Below are 16,029 nucleotides of genomic sequence, written 5' to 3' on the forward strand. Positions count from 1 at the left end.
GAATATACGAATTTGGAGTGAATAGCATGACTTACACAGATGTAGTGAAACAAATAAAAAAAAAGCAAATCCCAGAAGTCATTTTATTATATGGTACAGAAAACTATTTTATCCAGAAAATAAAGGATCTACTGGTTAAAGGTGTTCTAGACGATGAAGAAAACCTTTCTACATATGATTTAACCGAAACATCCATCCAAGAAGTCATTGCAGATGTCGAGACGTATCCTTTTTTTGGTGAAAAGAAATTGGTAATTGCTACGAATGCACTTTTTCTTAAAGCGAAATCGGACAAGCTGCCATTTGAACATGATTTGTCGGTACTCGAACAATATTTAGAAATGCCAGTAGATTATTCTGTATTGGTTCTCATCGCACCTTATGAAAAAATAGATGAACGGAAAAAAATCAGTAAACTTTTGAAAAATAAAGGGTTGGTAGCGGAATGTAATCCGGTTAAAGAGTACGAATTAAAAAATTGGATAGTAAATTTAGCTAAACAATTACATGTAACGATTGATGAGGATGCATTTGAAATATTCGAAAATGAACTTTCTACCGACTTAAACATTATTGAAAGTGAGCTAGAGAAAATAGCATTATATGTTGGTGCTGGGGGCACGGTGACCAAACAAGTTGCAGAAGAATTAGTATCCCATACGACCACTAGCTCTGGTATTCGGCTTGTGGACACGGTGATAGAAGGTAATCTTGCAAAAGCGATTACCATCTATAAAGATTTAGAAATCATGAAGGAAGAACCGATTGCATTAATTGGGTTATTGGCTTTTCAGTTTAGAACAATTCTCCGAGTGAAGCTTCTAAAGCAAAAGGGATATAGTTCTGGTCAAATGCAAAAGCAACTAGGTGTTCATCCCTATGTAATTAAAGTTGCATTAAATCGAGAAGGGAAGTTTACTGTGCAAAAGCTGGAATATATCATCGATCAGCTTACAGAAACAGATGCGATAATTAAACAAGGAAAAATGGAAAAGTCTTTAGCTTTTGAAATGTTATTATATAATCTGATTAAAAAATAATGTTAATAACGTGATAAACAATAAAAACGATCCCGAATAGGATCGTTTTTTATTGTTTAGGCACCAAGACCGTTAACTTTTTTAGTTAGACGACTCTTTTGACGAGCACCAGCATTTTTATGGATAAGACCTTTTTGTACTGCTTTATCAATTTTTTTAATTGTTGCAGTTAATGCAGTTTTAGCATTTTCTACATCATTTGCTTCAACAAATTTTTCTAAAATCTTTATTTGTGAACGCATTTCAGATTTGTCTGATTGATTTTGAGCACGTTTTTTATTGTTTACTTCAACACGTTTAATTGCGGATTTAATATTAGCCATGATTTCACCTCCTAAAAACACAAACGTTCATTACATTGAACAAGAGACATTGTACCAAAGTTGGAGCGTGTTTTCAATAACTATTATCCTTTATTCATGGTAATTTGTATGTTTTTAGTGAAAATGCTAAGGATAATTCTATAGATTTGTGTAGTTAACAAGTTGAAAGGATGAGATTTATTTTGGATAAAAAGGATATGATGGAAAACCAATTACAAGTTCGTACGGATTTAGCGGTGGAAGCGAAGGATATGTACGTTGAGAAGGAAACCCCTTCTGATGAACATATAAAAGGAGTTAAATTAAAGGATATCGAAGAAAATGGTATTAAAATATCCTATGTTGAAATAGATGATGAGGGTGCTCAACTTTTAGGAAAGAAACCAGGGTCCTATGTAACCATTTATGCAGATGGGGTGAAGAAACAGGATACGAAACGCCAAGATAATGCAGCAAAGATCCTGGCACGAGAAATTGAGAATTTACTTGAGAAAAACAATATCAAGAAAAATGCAACTGGGCTTATAGTTGGATTAGGAAACTGGAATGTAACACCAGATGCTCTTGGTCCTATGACAGTGGAGAAAGTACTTGTAACGAGTCATTTATTTAAGTTAGAACATGAATCAGTGTCAGAAGGCTATAGACCAGTTGGAGCCGTAACACCTGGAGTAATGGGGATTACTGGGATAGAGACAAGCAATATTATTTTTGGGATTGTAGAAAAGTTTAAGCCTGATTTTGTGTTAGCGATTGATGCCTTAGCATCCAGGTCGATAGAACGGGTTAATGAAACCATCCAATTATCTGATTCTGGTATCCACCCTGGTTCAGGAGTGGGAAATAAGCGTAAGGAGCTTAGTAAGGAAACACTAGGAGTTCCTGTATTGGCGATTGGGGTACCGACAGTTGTTGATGCTGTAACCATAACTAGTGATACCATCGATTTTATACTGAAGCATTTCGGCAGGGAATGGCGAGAAAAGGATCGCCCATCTAAAGCACTTGCCCCAGCTAGTATGTCTTTTGGGGGTAAGAAGTATAACGAAGAAGATCTGCCAGACTCAGAAAAGAGACAGACCTTTATGGGGATTGTAGGGAATCTATCTGAAGAAGAAAAAAGAAAACTTATTTCAGAGGTGCTAACGCCAACAGGCTATAATATGATGGTTACGCCAAAAGAAGTAGATGGTTTTATGGTTGATATGTCACATGTTTTGGCCAATGGTATAAACGCTGCCCTTCATGAGGCGGTAGATGTGAATAATATTGCCTCCTACTCTCGATAAGAATACCGTATAAATCTATTAAATTTTGTGAAAAATAAGAGATAACAGTTCTACCTTCCGAGGATTCGTCATAGATTTTACTAAAGACGAACTAGGAAGGTGGAACATGATGCTAGGACCTCATCGTTTTAAACGTGAAAATAGATTACCTCAATATGTTAAAAAAAGTGTTTTATATGTTGCTAGTGTGATTATTTTGTTTCTCTTTATCGGAATTTTCACCACCATTTCACCAGCTTTTCGGTTATCGTCCAATACGTTAACGAATTGGACAAGTGAAATTGAGAGCTCTACCTTTATGTATTTATTAGGAATGGAAAATCGAATTTTTATGAAGGGACTTCCGCCAGAAACGGAATTGCCAAATTTATCCTCAACTCTTTTTCAAATAGCAACCAGCATCAGGCCAGATGACCCGAGAAGTTTACTTGGAAACGAACTTCCCGGTTTTTCGATTTATGATAGTGAGATTTTCATTGCAGGGGAAGGAACGAATTATACGAATCTTCCAGTGGAATCATCACCTCCGTTAGAGGAAGTCTTAAAAGATAGGGAAGCAGTGATTGATGAAGAGGTTGAAGTGGAAACTCCAGAGGATACACCAGAGGGAGCACCAACAACTGGAGATAGGGAAGTTGTTTTTATTTATAATACACATAACTATGAATCATTCTTACCTCATTTACCGGGCGTAACTAATCCTAATTTAGCACAGCATAGTGAAGTGAATGTCACATTAGTAAGCGAGCGTCTCTCTAGTGCCCTTGAAAAATATGGTATCGGTAATAAGCTTGATGATACTGATAACATGAAATTATTGGAGCAGAACAACATGGAGTACTGGCAATCTTACACTTCGATTCGTGGTACTGTCCAGGAGGCTTTTGCCAATAATCAAGATATCCAGTATATATTTGATATTCATCGGGATTCATTAAGAAGAGAAGCAACCACAAAGGAAATCGATGGAGAAGCATACGCTAAGATTGCTTTTGTAATAGGTGGAGATAATGAGAATTATGAAAAGAATCTGGAGTTTGCTAGTAGACTTCATAAGCTCATGCAAGAGAAATACCCTGGTCTAAGTAGGGGAGTATTACCTCCTAAAAAAGGCGCAGGGACCGATGGGGTATTTAACCAAGACTTACATGAGAATGCTTTAACAGTAGAAATTGGTGGAATAGATAATAAATTAGAGGAATTATATCGATCTGCTGACGCTTTAGCAGAAGTGTTTAGTGAATTATACTGGGATGCGGAGAAGGTTAGTTCGGAATAGGAGGTAGATCATTATGTTTAAGTTTATATCTGTGGTGCTACTACTAGTTATTTGTTTTCTAGTAGGTGCTATCGTAGGTGTTGACCATACTGGAAAACATGTACCAGTGACCGATACAAGTACTGCTAGTGAAATTGTGGAAGCATCCTCACAGGTCCAACAAACTACTAATGATAAGCCAGAAAATCCAGAAATCGTTAATCAAACTACAATTACCGAGGAGCTTTCTGTTTCGAATCCTGACCAGCTAAGCCAAAAGACAGCATCTTTTTTAGAAGTTGTGGTCCAAGGTTTTTATGATATGGTTGTTGAAATTTTATATCAGATTTCCCAATTGTTCTTCTAAATAAATTCATAGTACTAGATGTGGCTCGAATATGCGATATTTCCCTCGTAGTTGAGCCACTTCTTGCGTTAGATTAGTTGTCGTATTTGAAAGTGAAACATTCGAAGGTATCAAGATATTGCGTCTTTATGTATGATTATGGCAACTCTTTCTTGAAACAATAGACTCCAATTGCTATAATCATCCTAGCAATCATCGAATTGTTGGCAGATAGGAAAGAACAATAAGCTTTCCTAACCAGCAAAAGAAAAAACAACATATTCGCAAAAATGCGCGAATGCGAGTTTTTTAAATACTAGGATGTATTAAATATGTACTTTACCGAAAATGGGTAAAGGCAAGTAGGAGTGAACATCACGTATGGCAAGAAAACAAGAGAATGTACGTAATTTTTCTATCATAGCCCATATTGACCATGGTAAGTCGACTTTGGCTGATCGCATTTTAGAAAATACACAAACCGTTACGAAACGTGAAATGAAAGACCAAATTCTTGATGCAATGGATTTGGAACGAGAACGTGGCATAACGATTAAATTGAATGCAGTACAATTACAATATAAGAGTAAAAGTGGGGAAGACTTTACATTTCATTTAATTGATACCCCAGGACATGTTGATTTTACATATGAAGTATCTAGAAGTTTGGCGGCTTGTGAAGGTGCGATTTTAGTGGTTGATGCAGCACAAGGAATTGAAGCCCAAACTCTTGCGAATGTTTATCTCGCTTTAGATAATGAATTAGAAATTATTCCGGTTATTAATAAGATTGACCTACCTAGTGCCGACCCAGAACGTGTAAAAAAGGAACTGGAGGATGTAATCGGAATTGATCCTGATGACGTTATTTTAGCATCTGCTAAAGCGAATATTGGTATCGAAGACATTCTTGAACGAATTACAGAGGCCGTCCCGCCACCAGCTGGAGATCCAGATGAGCCTTTAAAAGCACTTATATTTGATTCTTTATATGATTCCTATCGTGGTGTTGTTGCGTATGTTTGTGTGAAAGAAGGATCTGTAAAAGTTGGCGATCGTATTAAAATGATGGCAACTGGTAAAGAATTTGAAGTAAACGAAGTTGGTGTGTTCACACCAAAACAATTACCACTCAAAGAGCTAAACGTTGGGGATGTTGGCTATATTACCGCGTCCATTAAAAATGTTGGGGATACACGTGTAGGGGATACCATTACACTAGCAGAGAAACCTGCAAAAGAGCCGTTACCAGGATACCGACGCTTAAATCCTATGGTTTATTGTGGACTTTACCCAGTAGATTCCAGTAAATATAACGATTTACGTGAGGCGCTTGAACGATTAGAATTGAATGACTCGGCTTTGCAATATGAAGCAGAGACATCACAAGCGTTAGGATTTGGCTTCCGTTGTGGATTTTTAGGATTATTACACATGGAAATAATTCAAGAACGTATTGAACGTGAATTTAAAATTGATCTTATAACTACTGCTCCGAGTGTAATCTATGAAGTAGAGCAAACAGACGGAGAAGTTATCACGATTGATAATCCATCTGTTATGCCAGATCCACAGAAGATTCAAGAAATTCGTGAACCATATGTGAAAGCTACCATTATGGTACCGAATGAATACGTAGGACCAGTAATGGAAATTGCTCAAAAGAAGCGTGGTCAGTTTATTGATATGGAATATCTCGATGACATTCGAGTCAATGTGATTTACCATATCCCACTTTCTGAAATTGTGTACGATTTCTTTGATCAATTGAAATCCAATACAAAAGGGTATGCATCATTTGATTATGAATTATTAGGTTATCAAGCATCGAAACTAGTGAAAATGGATATCCTGCTAAATGGTGAGACAATTGATGCGTTATCGTTTATTGTGCATAAAGATTTTTCATATGATCGCGGGAAGCAAATCGTAGAGAAATTAAAAGAATTAATTCCTAGACAACAATTCGAAGTTCCGGTACAAGCAGCAATTGGAAATAAAATAGTTGCCAGATCAACCATCAAAGCAATGCGTAAAAACGTATTGGCGAAATGTTATGGTGGAGATATATCCCGTAAGAGAAAACTTCTAGAGAAGCAAAAAGAAGGAAAAAAACGAATGAAGATGGTTGGTTCAGTTGAAGTACCACAAGAAGCATTTATGGCCGTATTAAAAATGGATGATGAATAATAGTGAGAGAACGGAAGAACTTGTTAAAGTTTTTCCTTTTCTTTTTTAATTATAGAGCCTACAGTTTTTCGGAAGATGTCAATAGAAGAAAAGTATTAGGATGGTTAGGAGACATAATATGATTCAATCAGTATATATCCATATCCCGTTCTGTCAGCACATCTGTCATTATTGCGATTTTACAAAGTTCTTTTATAATGAACAATTGGCAACGGAATATTTAGAAGCACTAGAAAATGAAATAAACACACATATTCAAGGTAGTAAGCATTCCGTCAAGACGATTTTTATTGGCGGGGGAACACCTACTGCTTTAACCTATTCCCAATTAAAAAAATTATTAATGTTTATGGAAGAAAAATTTGATGTTTGGAATTGTGAAGAATATACCATTGAAGCTAACCCAGGAGACTTTGATGCAGATAAGGCGAAACTCTTAAAGGAATACGGTATAAATCGTGTGTCACTTGGTGTTCAAGTGTTTGATGATGTGATGTTAGCGGAGCTTGGAAGAGCCCATCGGGTAAAAGATGTATATAAAACGGTTGAACTATTAAGCACGGCTGGCTTAACTAATATTAGTTTAGATATGATTTACTCTTTACCGAATCAAACACCTGAGCATTTTGAAAAAACGGTTACCGAGGCACTTTCCTTTGGTTTACCACATTATTCAGCATATTCCTTGCAAATTGAACCCAAAACGATTTTTTATAACCGTTATAAAAAAGGGCAATTACATCGACCCGCTCAAGAAGAAGAGGTAGAAATGTATGACATCCTGCAGTCAAAAATGCGGCAAGGTGGACTAATGCAATATGAAATAAGTAATTTTGCCAAATCTGGTTTTGAAAGTAAACATAATTTGACCTATTGGAATAATGATTATTACTATGGTTTTGGTGCCGGTGCGAGTGGTTACTTACCAGAAAAACGTACCATGAATATTCGACCTTTACCTGCATATATCAAACAAGCAAATGAGGATGGGAAACCAATTCTAAAGGTTGAAACAATAGGTTTAAAAGAGCAAATTGAGGAAGAATGGTTCTTAGGGTTACGAAAACTGCGTGGGGTCCATAAGAAAGTCTTCCAGGACAAGTTTGGCTTTTCACATGAATTACTCTATCAACAACAAATTGAACATTTAGTTCAAAAGGGTTGGTTAATTAATGATAAAGAGACTATCCATCTTTCACAGCAAGGATTACTATTTGGAAATGATGTATTTGAGTATTTTTTGTTGGAAGATGAAGATCTAGAGGCAATAGCATTGACAAAAAAATCGTGATTTGATAATTTATTAGTAGTATTAGCACTCGAGATAAGAGAGTGCTAACAGGGGTGATCATTAATGTTAACGGATAGGCAATTAATGATTTTGCAAGTTATAATTGATGATTTTATTGAATCAGCCCACCCAGTTGGTTCACGTGCGATTTCAAAAAAAGATGAAATATCCTTCAGTGCTGCAACTATCCGTAATGTGATGGCGGATTTGGAAGAAATGGGTTTTATTGAGAAAACACATTCTTCTTCAGGTCGTGTGCCATCAGAAAAAGGATATCGTTACTATGTAGACCATGTCATTGCACCGTCTATTGATAAAAGTAATTTAAATATAATGAAGGATCTAATTCGGGATGAATTTATTGACTTTGAAAAGCTCGTACAAAAATCAGCTGAGGTATTGTCTGATTTAACAAATTATACGTCCATCATTTTAGGTCCAGAAATATTCGAAACAAAAGTAAAACAGTTGCAAATTGTCCCACTGTCAGATCATACGGCAGTTGCAATATTGGTTACTGACTCTGGTCACGTTGAACATCGTTCTTTCACGATTCCTGGAGAAATTAGCCCGTCTGACTTGGAGAAAATCGTTAATATCTTAAATGAACGATTAAAGGGCGTTTCGCTGGCACGATTACCAGACGTTATAACAACGGAAGTAGTATCATTAATGAGGATATACGTTCGTGATTTTGAAAAGTCCTTTCAATATTTATCGTCTGCTTTCTTCCATGATCAACCGGTAAAGCTCTATATAGGTGGAAAAACAAATTTATTAACACAACCAGAATTTAATGATATTAATAAAGTTCGATCATTCTATCAAATGATGGAGAACGAGAATCAGGTTGTAAATTTATTAAAGACACCTCAACATGGAATAAAGGTGACCATTGGAAATGAAAATAAAGTTGACGTAATAAAGGATTTCAGCTTAATTACTGCTTCCTATCAATTAGGGAGTGAACAAATGGGAACTATTGCCCTAATTGGACCTACTCGGATGGAATATCGAAAAGTAATTACATTATTAAATGCGCTATCAAATGAAATGACAGATGCTTTATACTTATGGTATAAAAACAACGGGTAAAGACATGGGAAGAATATGTCTTTCTGAGTTGTATTTTGGAGGTGCGAATCATGGAAGAAAAAGATGTTACAGGGGTCGAGGATGAGAAGAAACTTGACGAACAAGTTGAAAAGGAAGATCAAACTGCCGACTCAGAAGTAACTATTGAAGAAGAAGGTATTGAACCTGATTCAGAAGCAACGGAGCTAGAAGCAGAGTTGGCTAAAGTTCAACAAGAAAAAGAAGAGTTATATCAACGATTATTACGAACACAAGCGGAATTTGATAACTACAAAAAACGTTCCATTAAAGAGCGGGAAGCGGAGCGCAAGTATAAAGCACAGGATCTTGTTACAGAGCTTTTACCTGCAATCGATAATTTCGAGCGCGCCTTACAAGTGGAAACTACAGATGCTAATAAGAACTTGTTAGATGGGATTTCGATGGTATATAGACAGCTTGTGGATGCATTAAAATCACAAGGTGTTGAACCTATCGAAGCTATTGGGAAAGAATTTGATCCCAATATTCATCAAGCCGTTATGCAGGTTGAGGAAGAAGGCTTTGAACCGAATACGGTAGTAGAAGAACTACAAAAGGGATACATGATGAAAGATCGTGTTATCCGTCCTGCTATGGTAAAAGTAAACCAATAATTTAAAGAAGGCTATCTTGTCAAGGAGGAAATAATTCATGGGTAAAATCATCGGAATTGATTTAGGAACAACAAACTCTTGTGTTGCAGTTATGGAAGGTGGAGAAGCGGTTGTTATCCCTAATCCTGAGGGGAACCGTACGACACCGTCAGCTGTAGCGTTTAAAAATGGAGAAAGACAGGTAGGGGAAGTAGCAAAACGTCAATCTATTACTAACCCGAATACGATTCTTTCTATTAAACGCCATATGGGTACAGATTATAAAGTAGAAATTGAAGATAAAGAATATACACCTCAAGAAGTTTCTGCTATTATTCTTCAGCATTTAAAATCATACGCTGAAGATTATATTGGTGAAAAAGTGGATAAGGCAGTTATTACAGTACCTGCATACTTTAATGACGCAGAACGTCAAGCTACGAAAGATGCTGGTAAAATTGCTGGTTTAGAAGTGGAGCGTATTATTAACGAACCAACAGCAGCTGCCTTAGCTTATGGTATTGAAAAGTCAAATGAAGATCAAACTATCCTTGTTTACGACCTTGGTGGAGGTACATTTGATGTATCAATCCTAGATATTGGTGAAGGTACATTTGAAGTAGTTGCAACTGCAGGGGATAACCGACTAGGTGGAGATGATTTTGACGAAGTTATCATCGAGCATCTAGTTGCTGAATTCAAAAAAGAAAACGGAATTGACCTTGCAAAAGATAAAATGGCAATGCAGCGTCTAAAGGATGCTGCTGAAAAAGCTAAAAAAGATCTATCAGGTGTTTCCCAAACACAAATCTCATTACCATTCATTACTGCGGGAGAAGCTGGTCCATTACATTTAGAGATGAACTTAACACGTTCTAAATTCGAAGAGTTATCTTCTGATCTAGTTGAACGTACAATGATCCCTACTCGTAAAGCATTACGCGATGCGGATTTAACTGCAAGTGATATTGATAAAGTTATTTTAGTTGGTGGTTCAACACGTATTCCAGCAGTACAAGAAGCAATCAAACGTGAAATTGGTAAAGAGCCATCTAAAGGGGTAAACCCAGACGAAGTAGTAGCATTAGGCGCTGCTATTCAAGGTGGTGTCTTACAAGGTGATGTAAAAGATGTTGTATTACTTGATGTTACACCACTATCACTTGGTATTGAGACTATGGGTGGCGTATTTACGAAACTAATTGAACGTAATACAACGATCCCTACTAGTCATTCACAAGTATTCTCAACAGCTGCTGATAATCAGACCGCTGTAGACATTCATGTTCTTCAAGGGGAACGTGAAATGGCAGCAGACAATAAAACACTTGGTCGCTTCCAATTAACGGATATCCCACCAGCACCAAGAGGTGTACCACAAATTGAGGTATCTTTTGATATCGATGCTAACGGTATCGTTAATGTAAGTGCAAAAGATATGGGTACGAATAAAGAGCAATCCATTACAATTAAATCTTCTTCCGGTTTATCAGATGAAGAAGTAGAACGTATGGTACAAGAAGCAGAGGAAAATGCGGAAGCTGATAAGAAGCGTCGTGAAGAAGTGGAGCTTCGTAATGAAGCAGAACAATTAATCTTTACAACCGATAAGACGCTAAAAGATTTAGCGGATAAAGTTTCGGATGAGGAAAAACAAAAAGCAGAAGCAGCTAAAGAAGAGTTGAAAAAAGCTTTAGAGGGTAATGACCTCGATGAAATTAAAGCGAAAAAAGAAGCTTTACAAGAACAAGTACAACAGTTATCTGTGAAGCTATATGAACAAATGGCCCAAGCAAACCAAGCCGGTCAAGATGAAGCAGCTCAAAACACGTCAGATGATGTAGTAGACGCTGATTACCAAGAAGTCGATGACGAAGAGAAAAAATAAGTAAATACTTGAACAAAAAAGTCAAAGTCAGGACCTTCTTGACTTTGACTTTTTTAAGTTAAGTTGGTTCACCCCATTAGTTGGCAAGGTGCTTCGTATGTCACACACAAATTTCAAACGGATATGAGGCCACTTGTAGAGTACGAGCAGAATATAGGAAGCTATCATTATTTGTAAGTATCCAGTGTGTTATTCGATCTGAGGATATGGATTTTTAACTAAATCTACTAAAGCACAAGCAATGAACCATTTGCCATCATAATGTTGTTAATGTTATGATTTACTCTATGTGAAAGTGATTCGGGAGAGTGATACAGAGTGTCAAAACGAGATTATTATGAAGTCTTAGGTATAGATAAGAGCGCATCTAAAGAAGAAATCAAAAAGGTATACCGCAAATTAGCTCGTAAATACCATCCAGACGTAAACAAAGAGCCAGATGCTGCTGATAAATTTAAAGAAGTGAAGGAAGCATACGAGACATTATCCAATGATCAAAAACGTGCACAATATGATCAATTCGGCCATGCCGGAATGAATGGAGGCCAAGGCTTTGGTGGCTTCGGAGGTTCACAGGATTTTGGTGGATTTGGCGATATATTTGACATGTTCTTTGGTGGAGGGGGACGTAGGAGAGATCCGAACGCTCCACAACAAGGTGCAGACTTACAATATACAATGATATTAGATTTCGAGGAAGCTATCTTCGGTAAGGAAGCAGATATTACGATACCTAAAGATGAACAATGTGCTACATGTCATGGATCTGGAGCAAAGCCCGGTACTAAGCCAGAAACATGTTCTCACTGTCATGGTTCTGGTCAATTGAATACCGAACAAAATACGCCATTTGGTCGTGTAGTAAACCGCCGAGTTTGTCATTATTGTGATGGATCTGGAAAGGTTATTAAAGAAAAATGTACAACATGTACTGGAAAAGGTACTGTTAAAAAGAACAAAAAAATTCATATCACCATTCCTGCTGGTATTGATGATGGACAACAAATTCGTGTGGCAGGAAAAGGGGAACCTGGTAAGAATGGTGGTCCTAGTGGTGATTTATACGTTGTCATTCAAGTACGTAACCATGAATTCTTTACTCGAGAAGGAGATCATATTTACTGTGAGCTACCATTAAACTTTGCACAAGCTGCTCTTGGTGATGAAGTAGAGGTTCCAACAGTACATGGTAAGGTGAAGCTAAAAATCCCTGCTGGCACTCAGACTGGTAAGGTATTTCGTCTGAAAGGTAAGGGAGCACCTAATGTAAGAGGTTATGGACAAGGAGATCAACACATTAAAGTTCGCGTTGTAACACCTTCTAAATTAACGGATCGTCAGAAGGAATTATTACGAGAATTTAACGAGATTTCTGGTAATGGTAAAGCAGAGGAACAAGAGGATTCACTTTTCCAGAAATTCAAAAGAGCATTTAAAGGGGAATAGGTTTAATCTAATTCCCTAATACATAATTATGATAGGAACCAGAACACTAGACTATAATGAAAAAGAAAAGAGTGAGATTTGCTTGAAATGGTCAGAGATTTGTATCCATACCACAAATGAAGCTATCGAACCGATTTCCAATATCCTGCATGATTTGGGAGCAAGTGGTGTTGTTATTGAAGACCCGCTAGACTTAATCATTGAGAAGGACACGATGTATGGTGAGATTTTTGAGCTTGATGCCAATGATTATCCAGAAGAGGGTGTATATATAAAGGCTTACTTACCTACTAATAGCTCCTTGGGTGAGACAGTTGATGCAATCAAGTTAGCAGTAAACAATTTGAGAACCTTTGATATTGATCTTGGTGAAAATCAGATTACATTGAGTGAAGTAGATGAAGAGGATTGGTCAACGGCATGGAAGAAATATTATAAACCGGTACAAATTTCCGATAAAATTACCATTACGCCAACTTGGGAAGAATATACACCAAAGTCTAAAGAAGAGATTGTTATTGAATTAGATCCTGGGATGGCCTTTGGTACGGGGACACATCCAACCACGATTTTAAGTATTCGTGCATTAGAGAAATATTTACAAGGCAATGAAACGGTAATCGATGTTGGATGTGGTTCAGGTGTACTTAGTATTGCATCAGCACTCCTAGGTGCTAAGGAAATTTATGCGTATGATTTAGACGAAATTGCTGTGACTAGTACGACAATGAATGCAAAAGTCAATCAAGTTGATCAATTAATCCATACAAAACAAAATAATTTGTTGCAGGATGTTCATATGAATGTGGATGTCATTGTTTCTAACATATTAGCAGAAATCATTGTTCGATTTATTAAGGAAGCATGGGATAACCTTATTCAGGGTGGTTATTTTATCACTTCTGGCATCATTCAAGCGAAAAAGGAAATGGTCTTAGAGCAGTTAGAGGACCAGGGTTTTGAAATAATCGAAGTTAATGAACTGGAAGACTGGGTTTCTGTAGTAGCGAAGAAAAAGTAGGTGCTTTTTATGCAAAGGTACTTTGTTCCAACAGAGAATTGGAGAAATGATACTGTAGTAATTGAAGGTGATGATGCTCACCATATGTTAAGAGTAATGCGTATGCAGGTAGATGACAGGATAATTTGTAATCCACCAGCTTCAAAGGGAGCTATTTGTAAAATTGTACAAATGGATACGGATTCCGTAACTGCAAAAGTTGTAGAGTGGCTAGATAGAGATAGCGAGCTACCTGTTTATGTAACGATTGCGCAAGGCTTACCGAAGGGCGATAAAATGGATTTGGTGCTGCAAAAGGGAACCGAACTAGGTGCGAGTGCTTTTATCCCTTTTCAGGCTGATAGATCTGTTGTAAAATGGGATGCTAAGAAGGAAGAAAAGAAATTAACACGTTATCGTAAAATTATTAAAGAAGCAAGTGAGCAATCCCATCGCAATCATTTACCAGAAATTAAGCCAGCAATGAAGTTAAAGCAGTTTATTGAGGAGAGTAATACCTATCATGTACGACTTTTCGCATATGAAGAAGAGGCAAAAACTGCTTCTTTCCAATCATTTGCAAGTGTTGTGAGCAAGCTAAACAAGGGAGATAGAGTTATGATATGTATTGGGCCAGAGGGTGGCTTTTCAACTGATGAAGTTGATACATTGAAAGAACATAACTTTATCCCTGTTCGATTAGGTCCTAGAATTTTAAGGACAGAGACAGCTGCTTTATACGCACTGGCTAGTATTTCGTACCATTTGGAAGAATTGGAGGACTAGTAATGCCAACAGTTGCATTTCATACATTAGGTTGTAAGGTAAATCATTATGAAACAGAAGGAATATGGCGGATGTTTAAGGAGCAAGGTTATGAACGTGTAGATTTTGACCATGATTCCGATGTATATGTTATTAATACGTGTACCGTAACGAACTCAGGAGACAAAAAAAGTAGACAAATTATTAGAAGAGCTGTTCGTAAAAATCCAGATGGTATTGTATGTGTTACAGGGTGCTATGCACAAACGTCACCTGGTGAAATATTAGAAATACCTGGCGTGGATGTTGTAGTCGGTACGCAAGATCGTAAAAATATGATTCAATACATTGAAGATCATAAGAAAACGAAAGAGCCAATTAATGGTGTGTCAAACATCATGAAAAATCGTGTATTTGAGGAAATGGACGTACCAGAATTCTCTGATAGAACACGTGCTTCATTGAAAATTCAAGAAGGTTGTAATAATTTCTGTACATTCTGTATTATTCCTTGGTCTAGAGGGTTATTACGTTCTAGAGATCCTGAAAGTGTATTAGATCAAGCTCAAAAATTAGTAGATGCTGGCTATAAAGAGATTGTATTGACAGGAATTCACACTGCTGGCTATGGGGAAGATTTAAATGACTATAACTTTGCAATGCTTTTACGTGATTTAGAGTCTAAAGTTGAAGGGTTGCAACGGATACGTATATCTTCTATTGAAGCAAGTCAGATTACCGATGAAGTCATTGATGTATTAGATCAATCTGAGAAGATAGTCCGTCATTTACATATCCCATTACAATCTGGTTCTGACTCTGTATTAAAACGTATGAGAAGAAAGTATTCAACAGATTATTACTATCAAAAAGTAAAGAAAATTCGTCGTGCTTTACCAGATCTTGCGATTACTTCTGATGTCATTGTTGGATTCCCTGGAGAAACAGAAGAAGAGTTTATGGAAACATATGATTTTATCAAAAAAGTTGGTTATTCCGAACTACATGTATTCCCGTTTTCTCGCAGAACAGGGACGCCTGCTGCTAGAATGGAAGATCAAGTTGAAGAAGATGTGAAAAATGAGCGAGTTCAACGGATGATAGATCTATCAGAGGAACTTGCAAAAGAATATGCATCCCGATATGAAAATGAAGTACTTGAAGTAATTCCAGAAGAACGTGCACTAGAAGAGGATAATCCGAATATGTTAGTCGGCTATACGGATAACTACCTCAAAGTGAAGTTTGAAGGTACACCTGATATGATCGGAAAGATTGTCCGTGTAAAAATAACAAAATCAGGTTATCCATATAACGAAGGTACTTTTGTAAGAATTATGGAAAATGCCACTCATAGTAAACTAAAAATGAATGCCTAGTCGTAAGAGGTGGCAACCCCTTAAAGTTAGAGTTTATATTATGCAGCTGATTGACTGGATTGAGTTCGGTATTCTACCGGACTCAGTCCAGTCAATTTTTCTTTT

General features: G+C 36.9%; 14 protein-coding genes. 13 read left to right on the forward strand and 1 reads right to left on the reverse strand.

Features of this window, described 5'->3' with window-relative positions; genetic code table 11:
* Window positions 1-26 precede the first annotated feature (26 nt).
* Window positions 27-1,040 carry a DNA polymerase III subunit delta gene (holA, locus tag ACSKT4_RS09005; protein WP_186871475.1) on the forward strand — a complete coding sequence of 338 codons (1,014 nt, stop codon included), beginning with the start codon at window positions 27-29 and terminating at the stop codon, window positions 1,038-1,040.
* 56 nt (window positions 1,041-1,096) lie between these two features.
* Here holA and rpsT read toward each other — a convergent pair whose 3' ends face one another.
* Window positions 1,097-1,363 (reverse strand): 30S ribosomal protein S20, encoded by a 267-nt coding sequence (rpsT, locus tag ACSKT4_RS09010; RefSeq protein WP_186871476.1) that lies wholly within the window; start codon window positions 1,361-1,363, stop codon window positions 1,097-1,099.
* A 197-nt stretch (window positions 1,364-1,560) separates the two neighbouring features.
* Here rpsT and gpr point away from each other — a divergent pair, with 197 nt between their 5' ends.
* From gpr to mtaB, 12 genes are all read left to right on the forward strand, one after another.
* Complete coding sequence (gpr, locus tag ACSKT4_RS09015) at window positions 1,561-2,652, forward strand: GPR endopeptidase (RefSeq protein ID WP_186871488.1); 1,092 nt, start codon at window positions 1,561-1,563, stop codon at window positions 2,650-2,652.
* A gap of 106 nt (window positions 2,653-2,758) precedes the next feature.
* Window positions 2,759-3,931, forward strand: coding sequence for a stage II sporulation protein P (spoIIP, locus tag ACSKT4_RS09020; protein WP_343221423.1), 1,173 nt, complete (start codon window positions 2,759-2,761; stop codon window positions 3,929-3,931).
* Window positions 3,932-3,944: 13 nt separating this feature from the next.
* Window positions 3,945-4,277 carry a hypothetical protein gene (locus ACSKT4_RS09025; RefSeq protein ID WP_465823204.1) on the forward strand — a complete coding sequence of 111 codons (333 nt, stop codon included), beginning with the start codon at window positions 3,945-3,947 and terminating at the stop codon, window positions 4,275-4,277.
* Between the two features lie 360 nt (window positions 4,278-4,637).
* A complete protein-coding gene (gene lepA / locus ACSKT4_RS09030; protein WP_186871478.1) occupies window positions 4,638-6,446 on the forward strand; it encodes a translation elongation factor 4 in 1,809 nt (602 codons plus the stop codon).
* A 118-nt stretch (window positions 6,447-6,564) separates the two neighbouring features.
* Window positions 6,565-7,737 carry a radical SAM family heme chaperone HemW gene (hemW, locus tag ACSKT4_RS09035; protein ID WP_186871479.1) on the forward strand — a complete coding sequence of 391 codons (1,173 nt, stop codon included), beginning with the start codon at window positions 6,565-6,567 and terminating at the stop codon, window positions 7,735-7,737.
* Window positions 7,738-7,800: 63 nt separating this feature from the next.
* Window positions 7,801-8,832, forward strand: coding sequence for a heat-inducible transcriptional repressor HrcA (gene hrcA / locus ACSKT4_RS09040; protein WP_186871480.1), 1,032 nt, complete (start codon window positions 7,801-7,803; stop codon window positions 8,830-8,832).
* Between the two features lie 50 nt (window positions 8,833-8,882).
* Window positions 8,883-9,467 (forward strand): nucleotide exchange factor GrpE, encoded by a 585-nt coding sequence (gene grpE / locus ACSKT4_RS09045; protein ID WP_186871481.1) that lies wholly within the window; start codon window positions 8,883-8,885, stop codon window positions 9,465-9,467.
* 37 nt (window positions 9,468-9,504) lie between these two features.
* The gene (dnaK, locus tag ACSKT4_RS09050) at window positions 9,505-11,334 is read left to right on the forward strand and encodes a molecular chaperone DnaK (RefSeq protein WP_186871482.1); all 1,830 of its coding nucleotides are present in this window, start codon (window positions 9,505-9,507) and stop codon (window positions 11,332-11,334) included.
* A 318-nt stretch (window positions 11,335-11,652) separates the two neighbouring features.
* Window positions 11,653-12,780, forward strand: coding sequence for a molecular chaperone DnaJ (dnaJ, locus tag ACSKT4_RS09055; RefSeq protein ID WP_186871483.1), 1,128 nt, complete (start codon window positions 11,653-11,655; stop codon window positions 12,778-12,780).
* An 82-nt stretch (window positions 12,781-12,862) separates the two neighbouring features.
* Window positions 12,863-13,801 carry a 50S ribosomal protein L11 methyltransferase gene (gene prmA, locus ACSKT4_RS09060; RefSeq protein WP_186871490.1) on the forward strand — a complete coding sequence of 313 codons (939 nt, stop codon included), beginning with the start codon at window positions 12,863-12,865 and terminating at the stop codon, window positions 13,799-13,801.
* Window positions 13,802-13,810: 9 nt separating this feature from the next.
* Window positions 13,811-14,566 (forward strand): 16S rRNA (uracil(1498)-N(3))-methyltransferase, encoded by a 756-nt coding sequence (locus ACSKT4_RS09065; RefSeq protein WP_186871484.1) that lies wholly within the window; start codon window positions 13,811-13,813, stop codon window positions 14,564-14,566.
* A gap of 2 nt (window positions 14,567-14,568) precedes the next feature.
* Window positions 14,569-15,924 (forward strand): tRNA (N(6)-L-threonylcarbamoyladenosine(37)-C(2))-methylthiotransferase MtaB, encoded by a 1,356-nt coding sequence (gene mtaB, locus ACSKT4_RS09070; RefSeq protein ID WP_186871485.1) that lies wholly within the window; start codon window positions 14,569-14,571, stop codon window positions 15,922-15,924.
* Window positions 15,925-16,029: the final 105 nt, after the last annotated feature.

This window comes from Ornithinibacillus liuyingii (genome assembly GCF_055550225.1).

Coding starts and splice junctions, on each gene's coding strand:
- dnaK (WP_186871482.1), top strand. CDS start 9,505: ATGGGTAAAATCATCGGAATTGATTTAGGAACAACAAACTCTTGTGTT.
- hemW (WP_186871479.1), top strand. CDS start 6,565: ATGATTCAATCAGTATATATCCATATCCCGTTCTGTCAGCACATCTGT.
- rpsT (WP_186871476.1), bottom strand. CDS start 1,363: ATGGCTAATATTAAATCCGCAATTAAACGTGTTGAAGTAAACAATAAA.
- grpE (WP_186871481.1), top strand. CDS start 8,883: ATGGAAGAAAAAGATGTTACAGGGGTCGAGGATGAGAAGAAACTTGAC.
- holA (WP_186871475.1), top strand. CDS start 27: ATGACTTACACAGATGTAGTGAAACAAATAAAAAAAAAGCAAATCCCA.
- lepA (WP_186871478.1), top strand. CDS start 4,638: ATGGCAAGAAAACAAGAGAATGTACGTAATTTTTCTATCATAGCCCAT.
- spoIIP (WP_343221423.1), top strand. CDS start 2,759: ATGATGCTAGGACCTCATCGTTTTAAACGTGAAAATAGATTACCTCAA.
- gpr (WP_186871488.1), top strand. CDS start 1,561: ATGATGGAAAACCAATTACAAGTTCGTACGGATTTAGCGGTGGAAGCG.
- hrcA (WP_186871480.1), top strand. CDS start 7,801: ATGTTAACGGATAGGCAATTAATGATTTTGCAAGTTATAATTGATGAT.
- mtaB (WP_186871485.1), top strand. CDS start 14,569: ATGCCAACAGTTGCATTTCATACATTAGGTTGTAAGGTAAATCATTAT.
- ACSKT4_RS09065 (WP_186871484.1), top strand. CDS start 13,811: ATGCAAAGGTACTTTGTTCCAACAGAGAATTGGAGAAATGATACTGTA.
- ACSKT4_RS09025 (WP_465823204.1), top strand. CDS start 3,945: ATGTTTAAGTTTATATCTGTGGTGCTACTACTAGTTATTTGTTTTCTA.